Source organism: Aeromonas schubertii (genome assembly GCF_000820105.1).
GTDB classification, from domain to species: domain Bacteria; phylum Pseudomonadota; class Gammaproteobacteria; order Enterobacterales; family Aeromonadaceae; genus Aeromonas; species Aeromonas schubertii.
Map to the genome: position 1 here is coordinate 80,981 of NZ_CDDB01000011.1, position 14,810 is coordinate 95,790.

The 14,810-nt window shown below is 61.0% G+C and carries 13 protein-coding genes and 1 pseudogene; 7 read left to right on the forward strand and 7 right to left on the reverse strand.

The features are described 5' to 3' along the window. Window positions 1-23 precede the first annotated feature (23 nt). Together BN1133_RS02800 and BN1133_RS02805 are read right to left on the reverse strand one after the other, a co-directional pair. Window positions 24-1,874, reverse strand: a complete 1,851-nt coding sequence (locus tag BN1133_RS02800) for a DUF3413 domain-containing protein (RefSeq protein ID WP_050665032.1) — start codon at window positions 1,872-1,874, stop codon at window positions 24-26. Between the two features lie 39 nt (window positions 1,875-1,913). After that, a complete protein-coding gene (locus BN1133_RS02805; protein ID WP_050665033.1) occupies window positions 1,914-2,141 on the reverse strand; it encodes a YejL family protein in 228 nt (75 codons plus the stop codon). Between the two features lie 73 nt (window positions 2,142-2,214). On the opposite strand from BN1133_RS02805, the gene yejK reads away from it, so the two are divergent. From yejK to BN1133_RS02830, 5 genes are all read left to right on the forward strand, one after another. Beyond that, window positions 2,215-3,234: a nucleoid-associated protein YejK gene (gene yejK, locus BN1133_RS02810; RefSeq protein WP_050665034.1), complete on the forward strand. Its 1,020-nt coding sequence runs from the start codon at window positions 2,215-2,217 to the stop codon at window positions 3,232-3,234. A 405-nt stretch (window positions 3,235-3,639) separates the two neighbouring features. Continuing rightward, a complete protein-coding gene (gene malE / locus BN1133_RS02815; protein ID WP_050665035.1) occupies window positions 3,640-4,821 on the forward strand; it encodes a maltose/maltodextrin ABC transporter substrate-binding protein MalE in 1,182 nt (393 codons plus the stop codon). 72 nt (window positions 4,822-4,893) lie between these two features. Next, the gene (gene malF, locus BN1133_RS02820) at window positions 4,894-6,543 is read left to right on the forward strand and encodes a maltose ABC transporter permease MalF (protein WP_050665036.1); all 1,650 of its coding nucleotides are present in this window, start codon (window positions 4,894-4,896) and stop codon (window positions 6,541-6,543) included. A 10-nt stretch (window positions 6,544-6,553) separates the two neighbouring features. Further along, window positions 6,554-7,444 (forward strand): maltose ABC transporter permease MalG, encoded by an 891-nt coding sequence (gene malG, locus BN1133_RS02825; protein WP_050665037.1) that lies wholly within the window; start codon window positions 6,554-6,556, stop codon window positions 7,442-7,444. A gap of 63 nt (window positions 7,445-7,507) precedes the next feature. Beyond that, entirely contained in the window at window positions 7,508-8,644 is a 1,137-nt protein-coding gene (locus BN1133_RS02830; RefSeq protein WP_050665038.1) for an ABC transporter ATP-binding protein, read from the forward strand. 83 nt (window positions 8,645-8,727) lie between these two features. On the opposite strand, the gene ppk2 is transcribed toward BN1133_RS02830, so the two are convergent. Next, window positions 8,728-9,531, reverse strand: a complete 804-nt coding sequence (gene ppk2, locus BN1133_RS02835; protein WP_050665039.1) for a polyphosphate kinase 2 — start codon at window positions 9,529-9,531, stop codon at window positions 8,728-8,730. 106 nt (window positions 9,532-9,637) lie between these two features. Here ppk2 and BN1133_RS02840 point away from each other — a divergent pair, with 106 nt between their 5' ends. Beyond that, entirely contained in the window at window positions 9,638-10,438 is an 801-nt protein-coding gene (locus BN1133_RS02840) for an alpha/beta fold hydrolase (protein WP_050665040.1), read from the forward strand. A 63-nt stretch (window positions 10,439-10,501) separates the two neighbouring features. Here the strand turns inward: BN1133_RS02840 and BN1133_RS02845 are convergent. The 3 genes and pseudogenes from BN1133_RS02845 to BN1133_RS02855 form a co-directional block, all read right to left on the reverse strand. Continuing rightward, window positions 10,502-11,296 (reverse strand): annotated as a pseudogene (locus tag BN1133_RS02845) (MipA/OmpV family protein). Between the two features lie 65 nt (window positions 11,297-11,361). Continuing rightward, window positions 11,362-12,432, reverse strand: a complete 1,071-nt coding sequence (locus tag BN1133_RS02850) for an AI-2E family transporter (protein ID WP_050665041.1) — start codon at window positions 12,430-12,432, stop codon at window positions 11,362-11,364. Next, window positions 12,433-12,666 carry a sulfurtransferase TusA family protein gene (locus BN1133_RS02855; RefSeq protein ID WP_050665042.1) on the reverse strand — a complete coding sequence of 78 codons (234 nt, stop codon included), beginning with the start codon at window positions 12,664-12,666 and terminating at the stop codon, window positions 12,433-12,435. A 116-nt stretch (window positions 12,667-12,782) separates the two neighbouring features. Here BN1133_RS02855 and bepA point away from each other — a divergent pair, with 116 nt between their 5' ends. Further along, complete coding sequence (bepA, locus tag BN1133_RS02860) at window positions 12,783-14,240, forward strand: beta-barrel assembly-enhancing protease (protein ID WP_050665043.1); 1,458 nt, start codon at window positions 12,783-12,785, stop codon at window positions 14,238-14,240. Window positions 14,241-14,283: 43 nt separating this feature from the next. Here the strand turns inward: bepA and BN1133_RS02865 are convergent, their stop codons facing one another. After that, the gene (locus tag BN1133_RS02865) at window positions 14,284-14,775 is read right to left on the reverse strand and encodes a TlpA family protein disulfide reductase (RefSeq protein WP_082177876.1); all 492 of its coding nucleotides are present in this window, start codon (window positions 14,773-14,775) and stop codon (window positions 14,284-14,286) included. Between the last annotated feature and the right edge of the window lie 35 nt (window positions 14,776-14,810).

The window sequence follows — 14,810 nt, forward strand, 5'->3', positions numbered from 1 at the left end:
ACCCCGCCGTGGCGGGGTGTGGATTATTGGCGATAGAAGCGGTTGAGTTCGTTCATCACCTGCACCAATACCCCCATGTCGGGGTTGGTGTGGCGCAGGGGCGTGTAGTCGCTTCGGTGCAGCAGCTCGAAGTCACCCCGTTTGTCGAAGTGGGTGATCACATCCCCTTGATAGATGGCAAACTCCTGGCCGTCTCCGCTCAGTGTCCAGCTGCGATTGCCGGGCATGAAGAGGGATTGCCCGCTGGCGTAGTCCCGCGGGGCATTGCGCACCCCCAGCAAGCCCTGCATCAGGGTGGGGGCGAGATCCAGATGACTGGTGTCCTGGGTCATCACGGCCGGTTGCATGCCGGGCCAGGCGATGACCAGAGGCACCTGTACCTGGTATGGGGAGAAGTTGTTGCCATAACCCCAGTTGTTGCGTCCGGTGTCGTTGAACTCCATGCCATGGTCGGAGGTGATGATGACGATGGTCTTGTCGAGCACGCCCTGCTGCTGGAGCCGGTTGGTGAGCTGCTCGAGCAGCTGGTCGACGTAGAAGACGGCGTTTTTGTAACTGTTCTCCAGCCGCTGACGGTTCTCTTTACGGTAGGCCGTGGCCGGATTGAACTGCTTGAGCGTCGGCTGGAAGGGACCCTGGAACTGCTCTGGCGTGCTGTAACGGCCGACCGAGGTGAGATAGAGCAGGGAGAACCAGGGACGCTCGTCGCTGTTTTTCTCCAGCCAGGCTCCCCATTGCTCGAGCAGGGCGCCATCTTGCGGCTGCTGGGAGATGAAGACAGGTTTGCGCAAGCCGGCCAGCAAGGTATTGCGATACTGACGCTCGGAGGCCAGCGGGCCAAAGAGGCCGAATTGATAATCCTGGCGCAGCATTTCGTCGAACAGCAGGGGAGGGCGCTTCTCCCGACCCATGTCGGCCATGTAGTGACCCGGCAGTCCGTAGAAGAGGGTAAAGAGGCCGCTAAGATTGCCGTTGCCACCGGAGAGGTGGGAGCGGTAGAGCAGATGCTGATCGGCAAAGCGCTGCAGATTCGGCATGTTGATGTTGTTGAGCATGTCAAAGCGCAGGGAATCGACCACGACGACCTGCAGGTTGTAACGCTGCTCCGGGACATCGACGCTCAGGGTACGCAGGGGGTAGCGCAGCCGTTCATTGCCCTCGCTCTCCTGCTGGCTCTTGGCCGCCTTCTCGAACTCGGCCAGATCCAGCCAGCCATGTTTGGCCAGGAAGGTGCGGGCCGTCATGGGATAGGAGAGAGGGAAGTTGGCCTTCTGGGCCGTTATCGGTTGATAGAGCGTGGCATCGGCCCAGCTGTTGACCAGGTGGGTCAACATGAAGCAGATAAGCAGCAGTACGCCTACGTGATTGCCATACTGGCGACGCTTGCGCTTGTTGATCTTGCGCCAGGTGTAGGCCGAGAGCAGCAGCTCGATCAGCAGCAGGCTGGGCACCGCGATGAAGAGCATGCTCCAGCTGGTCCCCTCCTCGGTCTGGGCCTGCTCCAGCAGCAGCGGCCACATCTGGCCGTTGAGGTGAAACTTGAAGAGCCGGAAGATCTGGGTGTCGAGCAGCAGTAACAGCAGTGCGAGCGTGCTGACCACCACGGCACTGAAGCGCAGCACCTTCTCCTTTGGCAGCACGAAGCTCAAGGGGAAGATGGTGAGCAGATAGGTGACGAAGCCGAGAAACGAGAAGTGGCCGATCCAGCTGACCACCAGATAGGCAACTCCGAGTGTGGTCGACGGCCAGGGGATCGCGCCCAGATAGCGGGTGGCGATCAGCATGGCCAGCAGAATATTAAAGAAGCAGAACCAATGTCCCCAGGTGATCAGGCGAGAGACATTATCACGATAGGGGTTACCGGTTTCGACCATACTCGTCCATCAGGTTCAGGTTGGATACGGACCGGAAGCTCAGTGGGGCTGGTTGCCTTTGTCCACGGAGGCGGTCAGGGCCTGCACGAACTTGTCGGCGATGGCCTGGCGTTGTGCCTGGGGCAGTTCGTTGATGATATTGGTGGCGAGATTGCCCAGCACCATGAGGCTGAGATCCACCGGGGCCTTGTGCTGTTCCAGCACGGCGATGAGATCGTTCATCAGGGCGTCAAACTGCTCGTTTTTGTACTTTGATACGATGGGCATAATCTTGGATTCATCTCGGTTCAAAGCGCCTTATAATACCCCACCCTCTTGGCTAACACTATGGCTTTGTGACATGAGTCTCGATATCGACAAGATCATCCTTCACTCCCTGCGACTGGACGCCGAAGGCCGTCCCCAGGCGGATTCCCACTCTCAGCTGCTGGTCGTCGACGATGCCGTGCAGGGGCTGATGGCCGAGTTGCACCGCATCTACAACGGCAAGGGGGGCAAGGGGTTTGGTTACTTCCCCGCCGCCTCCGATGAGGAGGAGGCACCGGATCCCCGGTTTCGTGACGCACTGACGGCCCTGCGCCAGGGGGCGCTGGATTTTGTCCCCTTCTCCGAGCAGTTGACCGGCGCCCTGGTTGAGACGCTGGTTCGCCATGGCCTCGACGAGCATGGCGTCCTGTTGGTGGCGCGCTACCAGTATGTGGGGGTGGATTATCTGCTGCTGGCGCTGCTCGACAGCAAGGAGAGCGTGACCGTGAGCGACCGCCTGGAGCTGCGCCACATCCAGTATCTCGACATCGGCAAGATGAATCTGGTGGCCCGGGTCGATCTCACCGAGTGGCAAACCCAGGGCGACTCGCGCCGTTATGTCACCTTCAGCAAGGGGCGGGTTGGACGTAAATTGGGGGATCTCTTTATCGAGCTGTTCGGTATCCGTGAGGGGATGGATCCCAAGTTGCAAAACAAGGGGCTGCTGCAGGCGGTTGAGGAGTATTGCGAGACTCGGCAGATGCCCGCCGAGGAGAGCCGTGAATACAAGAAGCAGGTGTTTAAATATTGCACTGAGCAGGCGAGCGCCGGTGAGGAGATCGAGCTGCGGGAGCTGTCGGCCGAGTTGCCCGGCAAGGACGATCTCGACTTCTACAGCTTCGTCGGTGATGAGTACCAGCTCGAGGAGCGTTTCCCGGTCGATCGCAGCACCTTGCGCGGCCTGACCAAGTTTGTGGGGTCCGGGGGCGGGCTCACCCTGAGTTTCGATCAGAAGCTGCTCGGCAGCCGGGTCTTCTACGATCCCGATACGGATACCCTGACCGTCAAGGGGGTGCCGCCCAATCTCAAGGACCAGCTGTTGCGCCAAGGCTGATGACGTGATTGAGATCACAAATACACCAAAAGCCCCCATCCGGGGGCTTTTTGATGCCTGCCGCAGGGCGAGTTGGAAATTCCTCTGCGGCTTTTAGTAACAAAATACGCTCATCACGCAGATGAAAGGGTTTTCAGTTATTTGAAAACCCTTTCATTTGTGTAATTTAATTTCTGTATGGTAATTATTTTCCCTGTTTCATTTCGTTACATGAGATCTCAATCACGATATTGCCTAGGTATTGAAAATGCTTTCATAAGTTATTGGAAGAAAAGACGTAATTGCATTTCAAAAAATGCGAGTTGCGTCATGTGAGTCAAAATTGGCATCGGCTACTATGAGCCCCGCACACACAGTTATTTGCAGCGTCGACACTCTTCGCTGTCCCACGACAAGGAAAGGCTCATGAAAAAGAAATTGATCTCCTCCCTGATTGCTCTGGCCACCCTGGGTGTTGCCGGTACTGCGACCGCTGCCATCGAGGAGGGTCAGCTGACCATCTGGATCAACGGTGACAAGGGCTACAATGGTCTGGCTGAAATCGGCAAGAAGTTCGAGGCCGAGACCGGCGTCAAGGTGACCGTGGCTCACCCGGATCAGGTAGAAGTGAAGTTCCAGCAGGCCGCCTCCACCGGCAACGGTCCGGACATCTTCTTCTGGGCTCACGACCGCTACGGTGAGTGGGTCAAGTCCGGTCTGCTGGTGCCTGTCACCCCGAGCGATGCCGAGAAGGCCAAGTTTGAGCAGTTTGCCTGGGACGCCATGACGGTCGATGGCAAGGTCTACGGGTATCCGGTGGCTGTCGAAGCCGTGAGCCTCATCTATAACAAGGATCTGCTGCCCGAGCCGCCGAAGACCTTCGAAGAGATCGCCCAGATCGACGAGAAGCTGAAGAAAGATGGCAAGCGCGCCATCATGTGGGCCTATGACACCCCCTACTTCAGCTATCCGCTGGTAGCCGCCAACGGGGGTTATGCCTTCAAGAAAACGGCCGCCGGTTATGACGTGAAAGACACTGGTGTGGCCAATGCCGGTGCCAAGGCGGGCGTCAAATATATCTCCGACATGATCAAGAACGGCAACCTGGAGAAGGGCATCGACTACGGTGTGATGGATGCCAAGTTCAACAAGGGCGAAGTGGCCATGATGATCAACGGCCCCTGGGCCTGGAGCAACCTGGACAAGACTGGTCTGAAGTATGGCGTCGCTCCGCTGCCGACCCTGAATGGCAAACCGGCCAAGGCCTTCGTGGGCGTGCTGGGTGCCACCATCAACGCCGCCAGCCCGAACAAGGATCTGGCCATCGAGTTCCTCGAGAACTACCTGCTGACCGATGGCGGTCTGGCGCCGATGAACGCCGACAAGCCCCTGGGTGCCGTGGCGCTCAAGTCCTTCCAGAAGACCCTGGAAGCCGATGCCCGCATCAAGGCCACCATGGCCAACGCCCAGGCCGGCGAGCCGATGCCGTCCGTGCCGGAAATGAGCCGCTTCTGGTCTTCCTTTGAGACTGCGCTGAAGAACGTCACCTCTGGCCGTCAGGGTGTTGACGAGGCTCTGGATACTGCTGCCAAGCGTATCGTTCAGTAATTGCACCACCCCGCGGGAGGCCAACTGCCTCCCGCACTCTCTACTCTCTTGGCGTTATAAAGGTTAATTGGCATGGAAGTAGTACCTTCTATCGAATCCTATGCCGGTCCGAAGAAAGACAAGTATGTCTGGCTGAAGTGGACCATGGCGGCCCTGGTTGCCGTCCTCAATGGTTATGCGGCAGTCATGATGTATGCCAGCGGCGAGTGGGTATTTGCCCTGCTCGACCTGGTGGTCGTCTCTGTCGGACTCTATGTCTTCATGAACAAGAAGACCTATGCTCACCGCTACATTTTCCCCGGTGTGGCCGGCATGGTTGTTTTTATCATCTTCCCTCTTGCCTACACGATCGGCATCGCCTTCACCAACTACTCGGGTGCCAACCTCCTCTCCATGGAGCAGGCCCGGGAGTATCACCTCAAAAAAACCTACAAGGTGCAGGGCGGTGAGTACGATTTCACCCTGGTTAGTGGTGAAAACAATCAGTTTCAGCTGCTGCTGAAACAGGGAGACCAAGCCTTTATCAGCCATCCGCTGAGCCTGATGGACAACAAGACGCTGGATCTGGCCACCAAGCAGGGTGTCGCCGCCGGCGATGCCAAAGAGGTGCCTCTGCAGCCGGTGACCGGCGAGGTCACCGCGACAGCGGCCCCGATCCGCGAGATTGTGAGCCATCGCAGCGACCTTAATCGTCTCAGCCTGCGTCTGCCGGACGGTGTCACCCTGACCATGAGCAGCCTGCGCAAGTTCGCCGCTCAGAAGAGCCAATACAGCCGTTTGACCGACGGTGCCGTGCTCAAGTCCGGTGTGGTCATCAAGGATGGCAACCTGCTGCGCGACAACCAGAGCGGTCAGCTGATGCTGCCCAATCAGGAGACCGGTTTCTACCAGTACATTGACGAGCAGGGTCAGTTTGTCGGCAAGAGCGTCGCCCCCGGCTTCGTGGTCGCCGTCGGCTGGAAGAACTTTGCCCGTATCGTCACGGACCCGGGTATCCAGGGGCCCTTCCTGCAGATCTTTATCTGGACCGTCATCTTCTCCGCCTGTTCGGTCGCCTTCACCCTCGCCATCGGAATGGTGCTGGCTTGTCTGGTGCAGTGGGAAGAGCTCAAGGGGCGCGGCTTCTATCGGGTCATGCTGATCCTGCCCTATGCGATCCCGGCGTTCATCTCGATCCTGGTGTTCAAGGGCCTCTTCAACCAGAACTTCGGTGAGATCAACCTCTTTCTCGAGGCGGCCTTCGGCATCAAGCCGGACTGGTACACCAGTCCCATGCTGGCCAAGACCATGATCCTCATCGTCAACACCTGGCTGGGTTATCCCTACATGATGATCCTCTGCATGGGTCTGCTCAAGGCCATCCCGGAGGATCTCTACGAGGCCTCCGCCATGGACGGAGCCGGTCCCATCCAGAACTTCTTCAAGATCACAGTACCCCTGTTGATGAAGCCGCTGACGCCCCTGCTGATTGCGTCGTTTGCCTTCAACTTCAACAACTTCGTCTTGATCCAGCTGCTCACCAACGGGGCGCCGGACATCATAGGTGCCACCACCCCGGCCGGGACCACGGATCTCTTGGTGAGCTACACCTACCGGATCGCGTTCCAGGGATCGGGCGGTCAGGACTACGGTCTGGCCAGCGCCATCGCCACCGCCATCTTCCTGATTGTCGGTGCACTGGCCCTGCTCAACCTGAAGCTGACCAAAGCGGACAAGATCTAAGGAGAGACCCATGGCAATCGTACAACCCAAATCGGTGAAGTATCGGGTCTGGGCCACCCATCTGGTGATGTGGAGCTTCGTGGCGCTGATCATCTTCCCGCTGATCATGGTCATCGCCATTTCCTTTAGAAACGGCAACTTCTCGGTGGGGGAGATCATCCCCACCAATCCGACCCTGGATCACTGGCGGCTGGCGCTGGGCATCCCGGTCACCAATCCGGATGGCAGCATCACCCCGCCGCCGTTCCCGGTGCTGACCTGGCTGTGGAACTCCATCAAGATAGCGGGCCTCACCGCCCTGTTTATCGTGGTGCTCTCCACCACCTGCGCCTACGCCTTCGCCCGTCTGCGTTTCCGTGGCAAGGCCACCATCCTCAAGGGGATGCTGGTGTTCCAGATGTTCCCGGCCGTGCTGGCGCTGGTGGCCATCTACGCCCTGTTTAACAAGATTGGTGAATACATCCCCTGGCTCGGGCTCAACACCCATGGCGGCCTGATTTTGGCCTACATGGGGGGGATTGCCCTGCACGTGTGGACCATCAAGGGCTACTTCGAGACCATCGACTCCTCCCTGGAAGAGGCGGCGGCCATCGACGGCGCCACGCCGTGGCAGGCGTTCCGCCTGATCCTGCTGCCCCTGTCGGTGCCGATCCTGGCGGTGGTCTTCATCCTCGCCTTCATCGGGTCGATCACCGAGGTGCCCATGGCCTCCATCCTGTTGTCGGATGTGAACAGCCTGACCCTGGCGGTCGGTGCCCAGCAATACCTCTACCCCCAGAACTACCTGTGGGGTGACTTCGCCGCGGCGGCCGTGCTCTCCGGCTTCCCCATCACGGTCGTCTTCCTGCTGGCCCAGCGCTGGCTGGTGGGTGGTCTGACGGCGGGCGGCGTCAAGGGCTGATGCATTCACAGGCGGCGGGAGTGCCCGCCGCCAGGTTAAAACGATTTTTGAGCGGAGCCTGTCATGGCAGAAGTTGTACTTAAAAGCGTTCGCAAGAACTACGATCCGGCGGTCCACAAGGACACCCTGCGCAACATCAACCTGGACATCAAGGAAGGGGAGTTTATCGTCTTCGTCGGCCCGTCCGGCTGCGGTAAGTCCACCCTGCTGCGGATGATCGCGGGTCTGGAGGATATCACCAGCGGCGAGCTCTCCATCGGTGGTCGTTACATGAACGATGTCCCGCCGGTCGAGCGCAACGTGGGCATGGTGTTCCAGTCCTACGCCCTCTATCCGCACATGAACATCTACGAGAACATGGCCTTCGGCCTCAAGCTCAAGAAGATGGACAAGGAGACCATCCACAAGCGGGTGATGCGCGCCGCCGAGATCCTCGGCCTAGAGCCTCTGCTCGAGCGCAAGCCCAAGGCTCTCTCCGGCGGTCAGCGTCAGCGGGTGGCCATCGGTCGCTCCATCGTTCAGCAGCCCCAGGTGTTCCTGTTCGACGAGCCGCTCTCCAACCTTGACGCCGCCCTGCGGGTCAAGATGCGTATCGAGATCGCCAAGCTGCACAAGGAACTCAACTCCACCATCATCTATGTGACCCACGATCAGGTCGAGGCCATGACCCTGGCCAACCGTATCGTGGTGCTGAGCCCCCTCAAGGGTGAGGCCGAGAGCAACCTGGAGCAGTTTGGTACCCCGCTCGAGCTCTACCACAACCCGGACAACAAGTTCGTGGCCGGCTTTATCGGCTCTCCCAAGATGAACTTCCTCAAGGGGACCCTGACCGAGATCGGTGAGCAGGAGTGTGTGGTGACCCTGACCACGGGGGACAAGGTGCGCGCCCGGGTCGATGCCCGTCGCGGCCAGGTGGGGGATGCCGTGGAGCTGGGGGTGCGCCCCGAGCATCTGGTGGCGACCGACCACGACCACGCCCACAGCGTGGTGACCGGCACGGTACAGGTGGCCGAGCACCTGGGGGCCGAGTCCTTCGTCTACATGGAGGTGGATGGTCACGACTTTACCGTCAAGGCCAATGCGGACCTGGAGGTCGAGGCGCGCCAGCAGTTCAGCGTCGGGATCCCGGCCGAAGCCTGCTACCTGTTCGACGCCAAGGAGCGGGCCTTCCCCCGTACCGCCCGTTACAACCGCACCTAAGGTGCAAGCTCCCGGCCAGGAGGGCCGGGAGTTCGGATTTCCAATGCAGTGTTATCACTTTTGCCGGCCCTTGGGCCGGCTTTTTATTGCAGCTCGGCGGTGATATCCGGCACAAAGGTCTGGCTGGTGATGGGGGGCCGCTCGTACCCTTCCTGATTGATGGGCGGCAGCTTTATCTTCTCGTACTGGATCGCCTCGTAGGGGATCTTGGAAAGCAGGTGGGTGATGCAGTTGAGCCGGGCCCGCCGCTTGTCATCGGCATCCACCACGAACCAGGGGCTGTCCTGGGTATCCGTGTAGGTGAACATGTCATCCTTGGCCCGGGAGTATTCGGCCCAGCGGGAGCGGGACTGCAGATCCATGGGGCTGAACTTCCAGCGCTTGATGGGGGTGTTGATGCGCTCCTTGAAGCGCTTCTCCTGCTCCTCATCGCTCACCGAGAACCAGTACTTGATGAGGATGATGCCGGCGCGGATCAGCATCCGCTCGAACTCGGGGCAGGCGCGCAGAAACTCCCGGTACTCCTCGTCGCTGCAAAAGCCCATCACCCGTTCGACCCCGGCCCGGTTATACCAGGAGCGGTCAAACAGCACCATCTCGCCGGCGGCCGGCAGGTGGGCGACATAGCGTTGAAAGTACCATTGGGAGCGCTCTCTGTCCGAGGGGGCGGGCAGGGCGGTGACCCGGCAGACCCGGGGGTTGAGCGGCTCGGTGATCGCCTTGATGACCCCCCCCTTGCCGGCGGCGTCGCGCCCCTCGAACAGCACCACCACCTTGAGGTGTTCCTGCTTGACCCACTCCTGCAGCTTGACCAGCTCCTCCTGCAGATGGGCAAGGTGGTGCTCGTAGAGCTTCTTGTCGAGCCGTTTGATCTTCTCTTTGGCCATCCTTCTCTCTCCTTGTCGGTCTCTGATGAGCATGCACTAATCGGAGCAGGGGTGACCAGTCTCCCTGTGCTAAACTGCCGCACCTGTCATGAGAATGGATCTATCGATGAAACAGCGGATCGAGCTCGGCGGGCGCAGTCTCGCCTATCTGGACGAGGGCCAGGGCCCCGTCATCCTGTTTGGCCACAGCTACCTGTGGGACAGCGCCATGTGGGCACCCCAGCTGGAGGCCCTCAAGGGGCAGTATCGCTGCATCGTCCCCGAGCTGTGGGGACACGGGGAGTCCGATGGCCTGGCGGCCGGGCGCCTCACCCTGGCGGATCTCGCCCGGGATCATCTGGCCCTGCTCGATGCCCTCGGCGTCGGGGAGTTTATCCTGGTGGGACTCTCCATCGGTGGCATGTGGGGGGTAGAGCTGGCCAGGATGGTGCCAGAGCGCATCAAGGGGCTGGTGCTGATGGATACCTTCGTCGGCCTCGAGCCCCAGATCACCTGCGAGCGCTACCTCGGCATGCTGGGGGCCATCGAGCAGCTCGGCTCCATTCCGGCACCCATCGTCGAGCAGGTGGCGCCACTGTTTTTCGCCAACCAGCCAGACCCGGCCCTGATGGCCGGTTTCAAGGCCCGTCTGGCTGCCTGGCCGGCGGACAAGGTGGCGGCCATGGTGGCGGTGGGGCGCAGCTTCGTCACCCGCGCCGATCGCATGGAGTGGCTCGAAGAGATCCCCTGTCCGGCCCTGGTGATGACAGGTTGTGAGGACAAGGCGCGCCCCGTGCTGGAAGGCTACCTGATGGCCGAGGTGCTGGCGTGTCCTCTGGTGGAGATCCCCGGGGCGGGCCATATCGCTACCCTGGAGAATCCGGCGTTCGTCAACCAGCGGTTGATGCACTTCCTGGCGCAGCTGTGAGAGAGGGGTAACCCCGAATAAGAAAAGGAGCCGTCGGCTCCTTTTTTCGTGGCGAAGAGGGTATCACCAGATATAGCCGAGTCCCATCCCGGCATAGAGCTCGCCCCTGTGCTGGACGATGGGGCTCTGCGCGATATCGTCATCATAGCGCTCGTAGTTGACACCAAAGCCGCCAATCCAGTTGGCACTGAATCGATAGCTGCCGATGAGCGAGACCATGGGGGAGAGGGTGGTGCCCGTGTTCCACGCCGGTCGGCCGGCCCTGGCCTCCTCCTGTGAGACGCCGCCAAAGTAGTAGTTGGCGAGATTGTGACTGCGCAGCATCACACCGGCCCCCGGCATCAGCAGCAGCGGGCCACGGATGATGGGGAAGTTGGCCCACAGCATCACCTCCTGACCGTTGCTGTTGCCGGTCACATCTGTGGTGGCTCGCATGCTCAGCAGGGCATAGGGAGTGATGAGATCGGCCCCCAGGCCCGCCTCAAATTCCCCCTTGCGCTTGTGCATGCCGCCGAGAAAGGGGTCATCATCCGGGTCCAGATTGCCAAAGCGCATCCGGCCGAAGGCATAGGTCGACAGGCCCCCCTCCCGGGTGAGGTAGTAGCGGGCCCGATCGCCCAGGTACATGAGATCGTCCCCAAAGTAGAGGGCGCCCGGAATGGGGAGCAAGGCATCGTCCTAGTGCTGGTAGCGTGCCTGGCCACCGATGAGTGCACCGCCCAGCACCAATCCCTTGGGAATGGGGCTGGTGGGGCTGTCACTGGAGAAGGCGCCCAGGGCGCCGAGATCGATATCGGCCCGGGCCTGCCCCGCCAGGAGCAGGGGGAGTAACAGCAGAAGACGAGGGGTGTGGGTCATGGGCCACTTCCTTATGCCAGGGGGGAACCCCAGTGTAGCGGGCCCCCCCTCAGGTGGGAAGGCGCCTATCCCTGGCTAAGCGGGAGCTCGTCGCGCTTGGGCCAGACATTGAGTACCGCCTTGACCAGGGTGGCCAGCGGGATGGCGAAGAAGACCCCCCAAAAGCCCCACAGTCCGCCGAAGAAGAGCACGGCCACTATGATGGCGACCGGGTGCAGGTTGACCGCCTCGGAGAAGAGCACCGGGACCAGCACATTGCCATCGAGGGCCTGGATCACCAGATAGAGGATCATCAACCAGGCAAATTCGGGAGTCAGGCCCCACTGAAACAGCCCCACCATGGCGACCGGAACCGTCACCACCACGGCCCCTATATAGGGAATGAGTACCGAGAAGCCCACCGCCACCGCCAGCAGGGCCGAGTAGCGCAGCCCCAGGAAGGCAAACGGGATATAGGTGGCCACCCCGACGATAAGGATCTCCATCACCTTGCCGCGGATGTAGTTGACTATCTGGTCGTTCATCTCCAGCCACACCTGGCGTACCAGGGCTCGGTTGCGCGGCAGGAAGCGCTGCAGGCCGCCGAGCAGAGCCTGCTTGTCTTTGAGCATGAAAAAGACCAGCAGGGGGACCAGGATGAGATAGATGAGCAGGGTCACTATGCTCACCAGCGAGCTTAAGGAGGCGGCGACCAGGCTCTCCCCCAGAGAGAGAATGCGCTGGCGAATGGTGTCGATGACGCTCTCTACCAGGGAGATGTCGACCAGATCCGGGTACTTCTCCGGCAGGTTGCGCACGAAGTCCTGGGTGTGGGCCAGCATGGTGGGCGCCTCCTTGGCCAGGTTGATCCCCTGTACGACCAGGGTTGGCACCAGGCCCAGCAAGAGCATGATCATGCAGGCGAGAAAGAGGGTGACCACCAGCGCCGTGGCGAGGGTACGCGACAACCCCAGTCGTTGTAGCCGGGCTACCGGCCACTCCAGCAGGTAGGCGAGCACCAGGGCAACCAGAAAGGGGCCAAGCAGATTGCCAAACCACCAGAGGACGGCGAAGCCGCTGAGCAGCAGCAGGAAGAGGGCGACCGCATCGGGATCGGAGAAACGGGACTTGTACCAGCGCCTGATGACATCAAACATTCAGAGCAATTCCTTGTGGCAGACCTGCACCCGCAAGTGCAGATGATCGGCAGACTCCTCGCAAGTCTCCCAGTGGTGGCCCATTCGGGTGAGGTAACGGGGGATATCCCGGCGTGAACCCGGATCGCTGAGCAGCAGCTCGCGCGTCTCCCCCGTGGCGGCCTCACGCAACCAGAGTTTGACCCGGATCAGGGGCTCGGGGCAGCGCAGGGCTCGCAGATCCACTCTCTCCATCGTCTCTCCCTCGTGACGGCAGGCTATTATTGCCCCGCGGCGAGTGTTAAACAACGCTTGTGGGGGCCAGATGGCAAGGTTATCCTGCGCAGGCCCATCCCAAGGAGAGAGAGAGCGTGGCCAGAAAATCCCTCGTCGCCGCCAGTATTCCCCTGCTGATCGCCGCCCTCAGCGGTGCGACCGCGCCGGCGCTGGCCAGCAATCAGTTGCCCGATATAGGGACCGCCGGTGTCGTGGCCCTGCCCATCGAGCAGGAGGTGCGCTACGGGGATGCCTTCATGCGTTTTGCCCGTGCCGGTCTGCCGGTCATCGATGACCCTGTGCTGAGCGAATACCTCGACAGCATAGGGCAGCGTCTGCTGGCCAACGCAGACGGGGTACGTTTCCCCTTTACCTTCTTTCTGGTCAACGACAGCAGCATCAACGCCGCCGCCTTTCTCGGTGGGCGCGTCAAGGTGCATACCGGGCTGTTTCTCTATGCCGACAACGAGAGCGAGCTCGCCTCGGTATTGGCCCACGAAATCACCCACGTGACCCAGCGCCACATCGCCCGCTATCTCGAGGCCCAGGCCAGCAATACCCCCCTGACTCTGGCCGGTTTGGTGGGCTCGATTGCGCTCGCGGTGATCAACCCCACCGCCGGTATCGCGGCGCTGCAGACCACCCTTGGCTTGTCGATGCAGTCGGCCATCAACTACACCCGCGACAACGAGTTCGAGGCCGACCGTATCGGCATGAAGACCCTCTATGACGCCGGGTTCGAGCCCATGGGAATGGCCAACTTCTTCCAGAAGCTGGCGGCGGAGTACCGCTATACCAGCAAACCCCCCGAGATGCTGCTCACCCACCCCCTGCCCGAGACCCGCATCTCGGAGGCGCGGGCGAGAGCCGCCAGCTACCAGGCCCGGCGGGTGCCCCCCAGCCTCGACTTCCTGATGGCCAAGGCCCGTATTCAGGTGCGTTACGGTAACGAGAGTGCCGATGGCATGCTCACCTATTTCGATGCCCGCCTCGCCAAGGGGGACTATGGCCTCAAGGATGCGGCCCTGTATGGCAAGGCACTGGCGTTGGTGCAGCTCAAACGTTACGACGAGGCCGATGTCATCATGAAGGAGCTGGCGAGCCGCCACCCTGAAGATCTCTTCGTCATCGATACCCAGACCGATATCGACATGGCCAAGGGGCGCAGCCAGGAGGCGATCGCCCGTCTCAAGTCGGCCCAGCGGCGCATGCCCGACAACGAGGTGGTTATCATCAACCTGGCCAATGCCCTGCTCGAGAGTGGCCAGACCAAGCAGGCCATCGCCCTGCTCGATCCCTATGTGCGCGCCCACGGGGATAACAGCCTGGCCTGGAGCATGCTTTCCGATGCCTATCGCAAGGCCGGACGCATGACCGACCTGCACCTGGCGAGGGCCGAGCAACTGGCCCTGCGCGGTGACTATCAGGCCGCCATCGACGAGATGGTGGTGGGGCGAGGCACGACCAGTGACAAACTGACCCTGGCGCGAATCGAGGCGCGCATCGCCCAATTGGAGCAGGCGCAGAAGGAGCTGGAGTCTCTCAAGCGCTAACGTCAACAAGCGAAAGAAGCGGCCCCGTGAAGGGGCCGCGTCGTTACTGTTTGGAGCTGTAGATCATCCAGGGCTCGGGGCGGGGCAGAGGGGTGAGCATGGTGGTGACCAGCTCATCGACCTTGCGGGCCGAGAGCTCACCCGTGATGGTCTCCTTGAGCTGGCCGCTGGCATCGAGCAGATAGCTGGTGGGAAGCGCCCGGGGCTTGGGATAGGGGAGCCTGGCATTGGGCAGTGCTCTGAGCAGGGGGAGCTCGGGAGCGAGCGGGGCGCCCTGGCGGCCAAGCTCCTCTTGGGAGGTGGCATCATAGCTCACCAGCAAGACCTGAAGACCGCGCCGGGTCACCATCTCCTGCAGCAGGGGAAGTTCGCTTTGGCAGGGGGCGCACCAGGGGGCGTAGTAGCTGATCAGCAGGGGGCGACCATAAAACTCGCTGAGGGCAACCCGAGCCCCCGATGCCTTCTCAAACTGGGTGATCTCGCCACAGCCACCGAGCAGCAGACCGGCCACAACTGCCCAACAAATTCGTTTCATTCAGTTATGTTTCTCCACGTGTTTCCCCTACAATG

Excerpts from the sequence above, each read along its gene's own strand:
- malG (WP_050665037.1), top strand. The coding sequence starts at position 6,554 with ATGGCAATCGTACAACCCAAATCGGTGAAGTATCGGGTCTGGGCCACC.
- BN1133_RS02830 (WP_050665038.1), top strand. The coding sequence starts at position 7,508 with ATGGCAGAAGTTGTACTTAAAAGCGTTCGCAAGAACTACGATCCGGCG.
- BN1133_RS02850 (WP_050665041.1), bottom strand. The coding sequence starts at position 12,432 with ATGTTTGATGTCATCAGGCGCTGGTACAAGTCCCGTTTCTCCGATCCC.
- yejK (WP_050665034.1), top strand. The coding sequence starts at position 2,215 with ATGAGTCTCGATATCGACAAGATCATCCTTCACTCCCTGCGACTGGAC.
- BN1133_RS02840 (WP_050665040.1), top strand. The coding sequence starts at position 9,638 with ATGAAACAGCGGATCGAGCTCGGCGGGCGCAGTCTCGCCTATCTGGAC.
- BN1133_RS02800 (WP_050665032.1), bottom strand. The coding sequence starts at position 1,874 with ATGGTCGAAACCGGTAACCCCTATCGTGATAATGTCTCTCGCCTGATC.
- BN1133_RS02805 (WP_050665033.1), bottom strand. The coding sequence starts at position 2,141 with ATGCCCATCGTATCAAAGTACAAAAACGAGCAGTTTGACGCCCTGATG.
- malF (WP_050665036.1), top strand. The coding sequence starts at position 4,894 with ATGGAAGTAGTACCTTCTATCGAATCCTATGCCGGTCCGAAGAAAGAC.
- BN1133_RS02855 (WP_050665042.1), bottom strand. The coding sequence starts at position 12,666 with ATGGAGAGAGTGGATCTGCGAGCCCTGCGCTGCCCCGAGCCCCTGATC.
- BN1133_RS02865 (WP_082177876.1), bottom strand. The coding sequence starts at position 14,775 with ATGAAACGAATTTGTTGGGCAGTTGTGGCCGGTCTGCTGCTCGGTGGC.
- ppk2 (WP_050665039.1), bottom strand. The coding sequence starts at position 9,531 with ATGGCCAAAGAGAAGATCAAACGGCTCGACAAGAAGCTCTACGAGCAC.
- malE (WP_050665035.1), top strand. The coding sequence starts at position 3,640 with ATGAAAAAGAAATTGATCTCCTCCCTGATTGCTCTGGCCACCCTGGGT.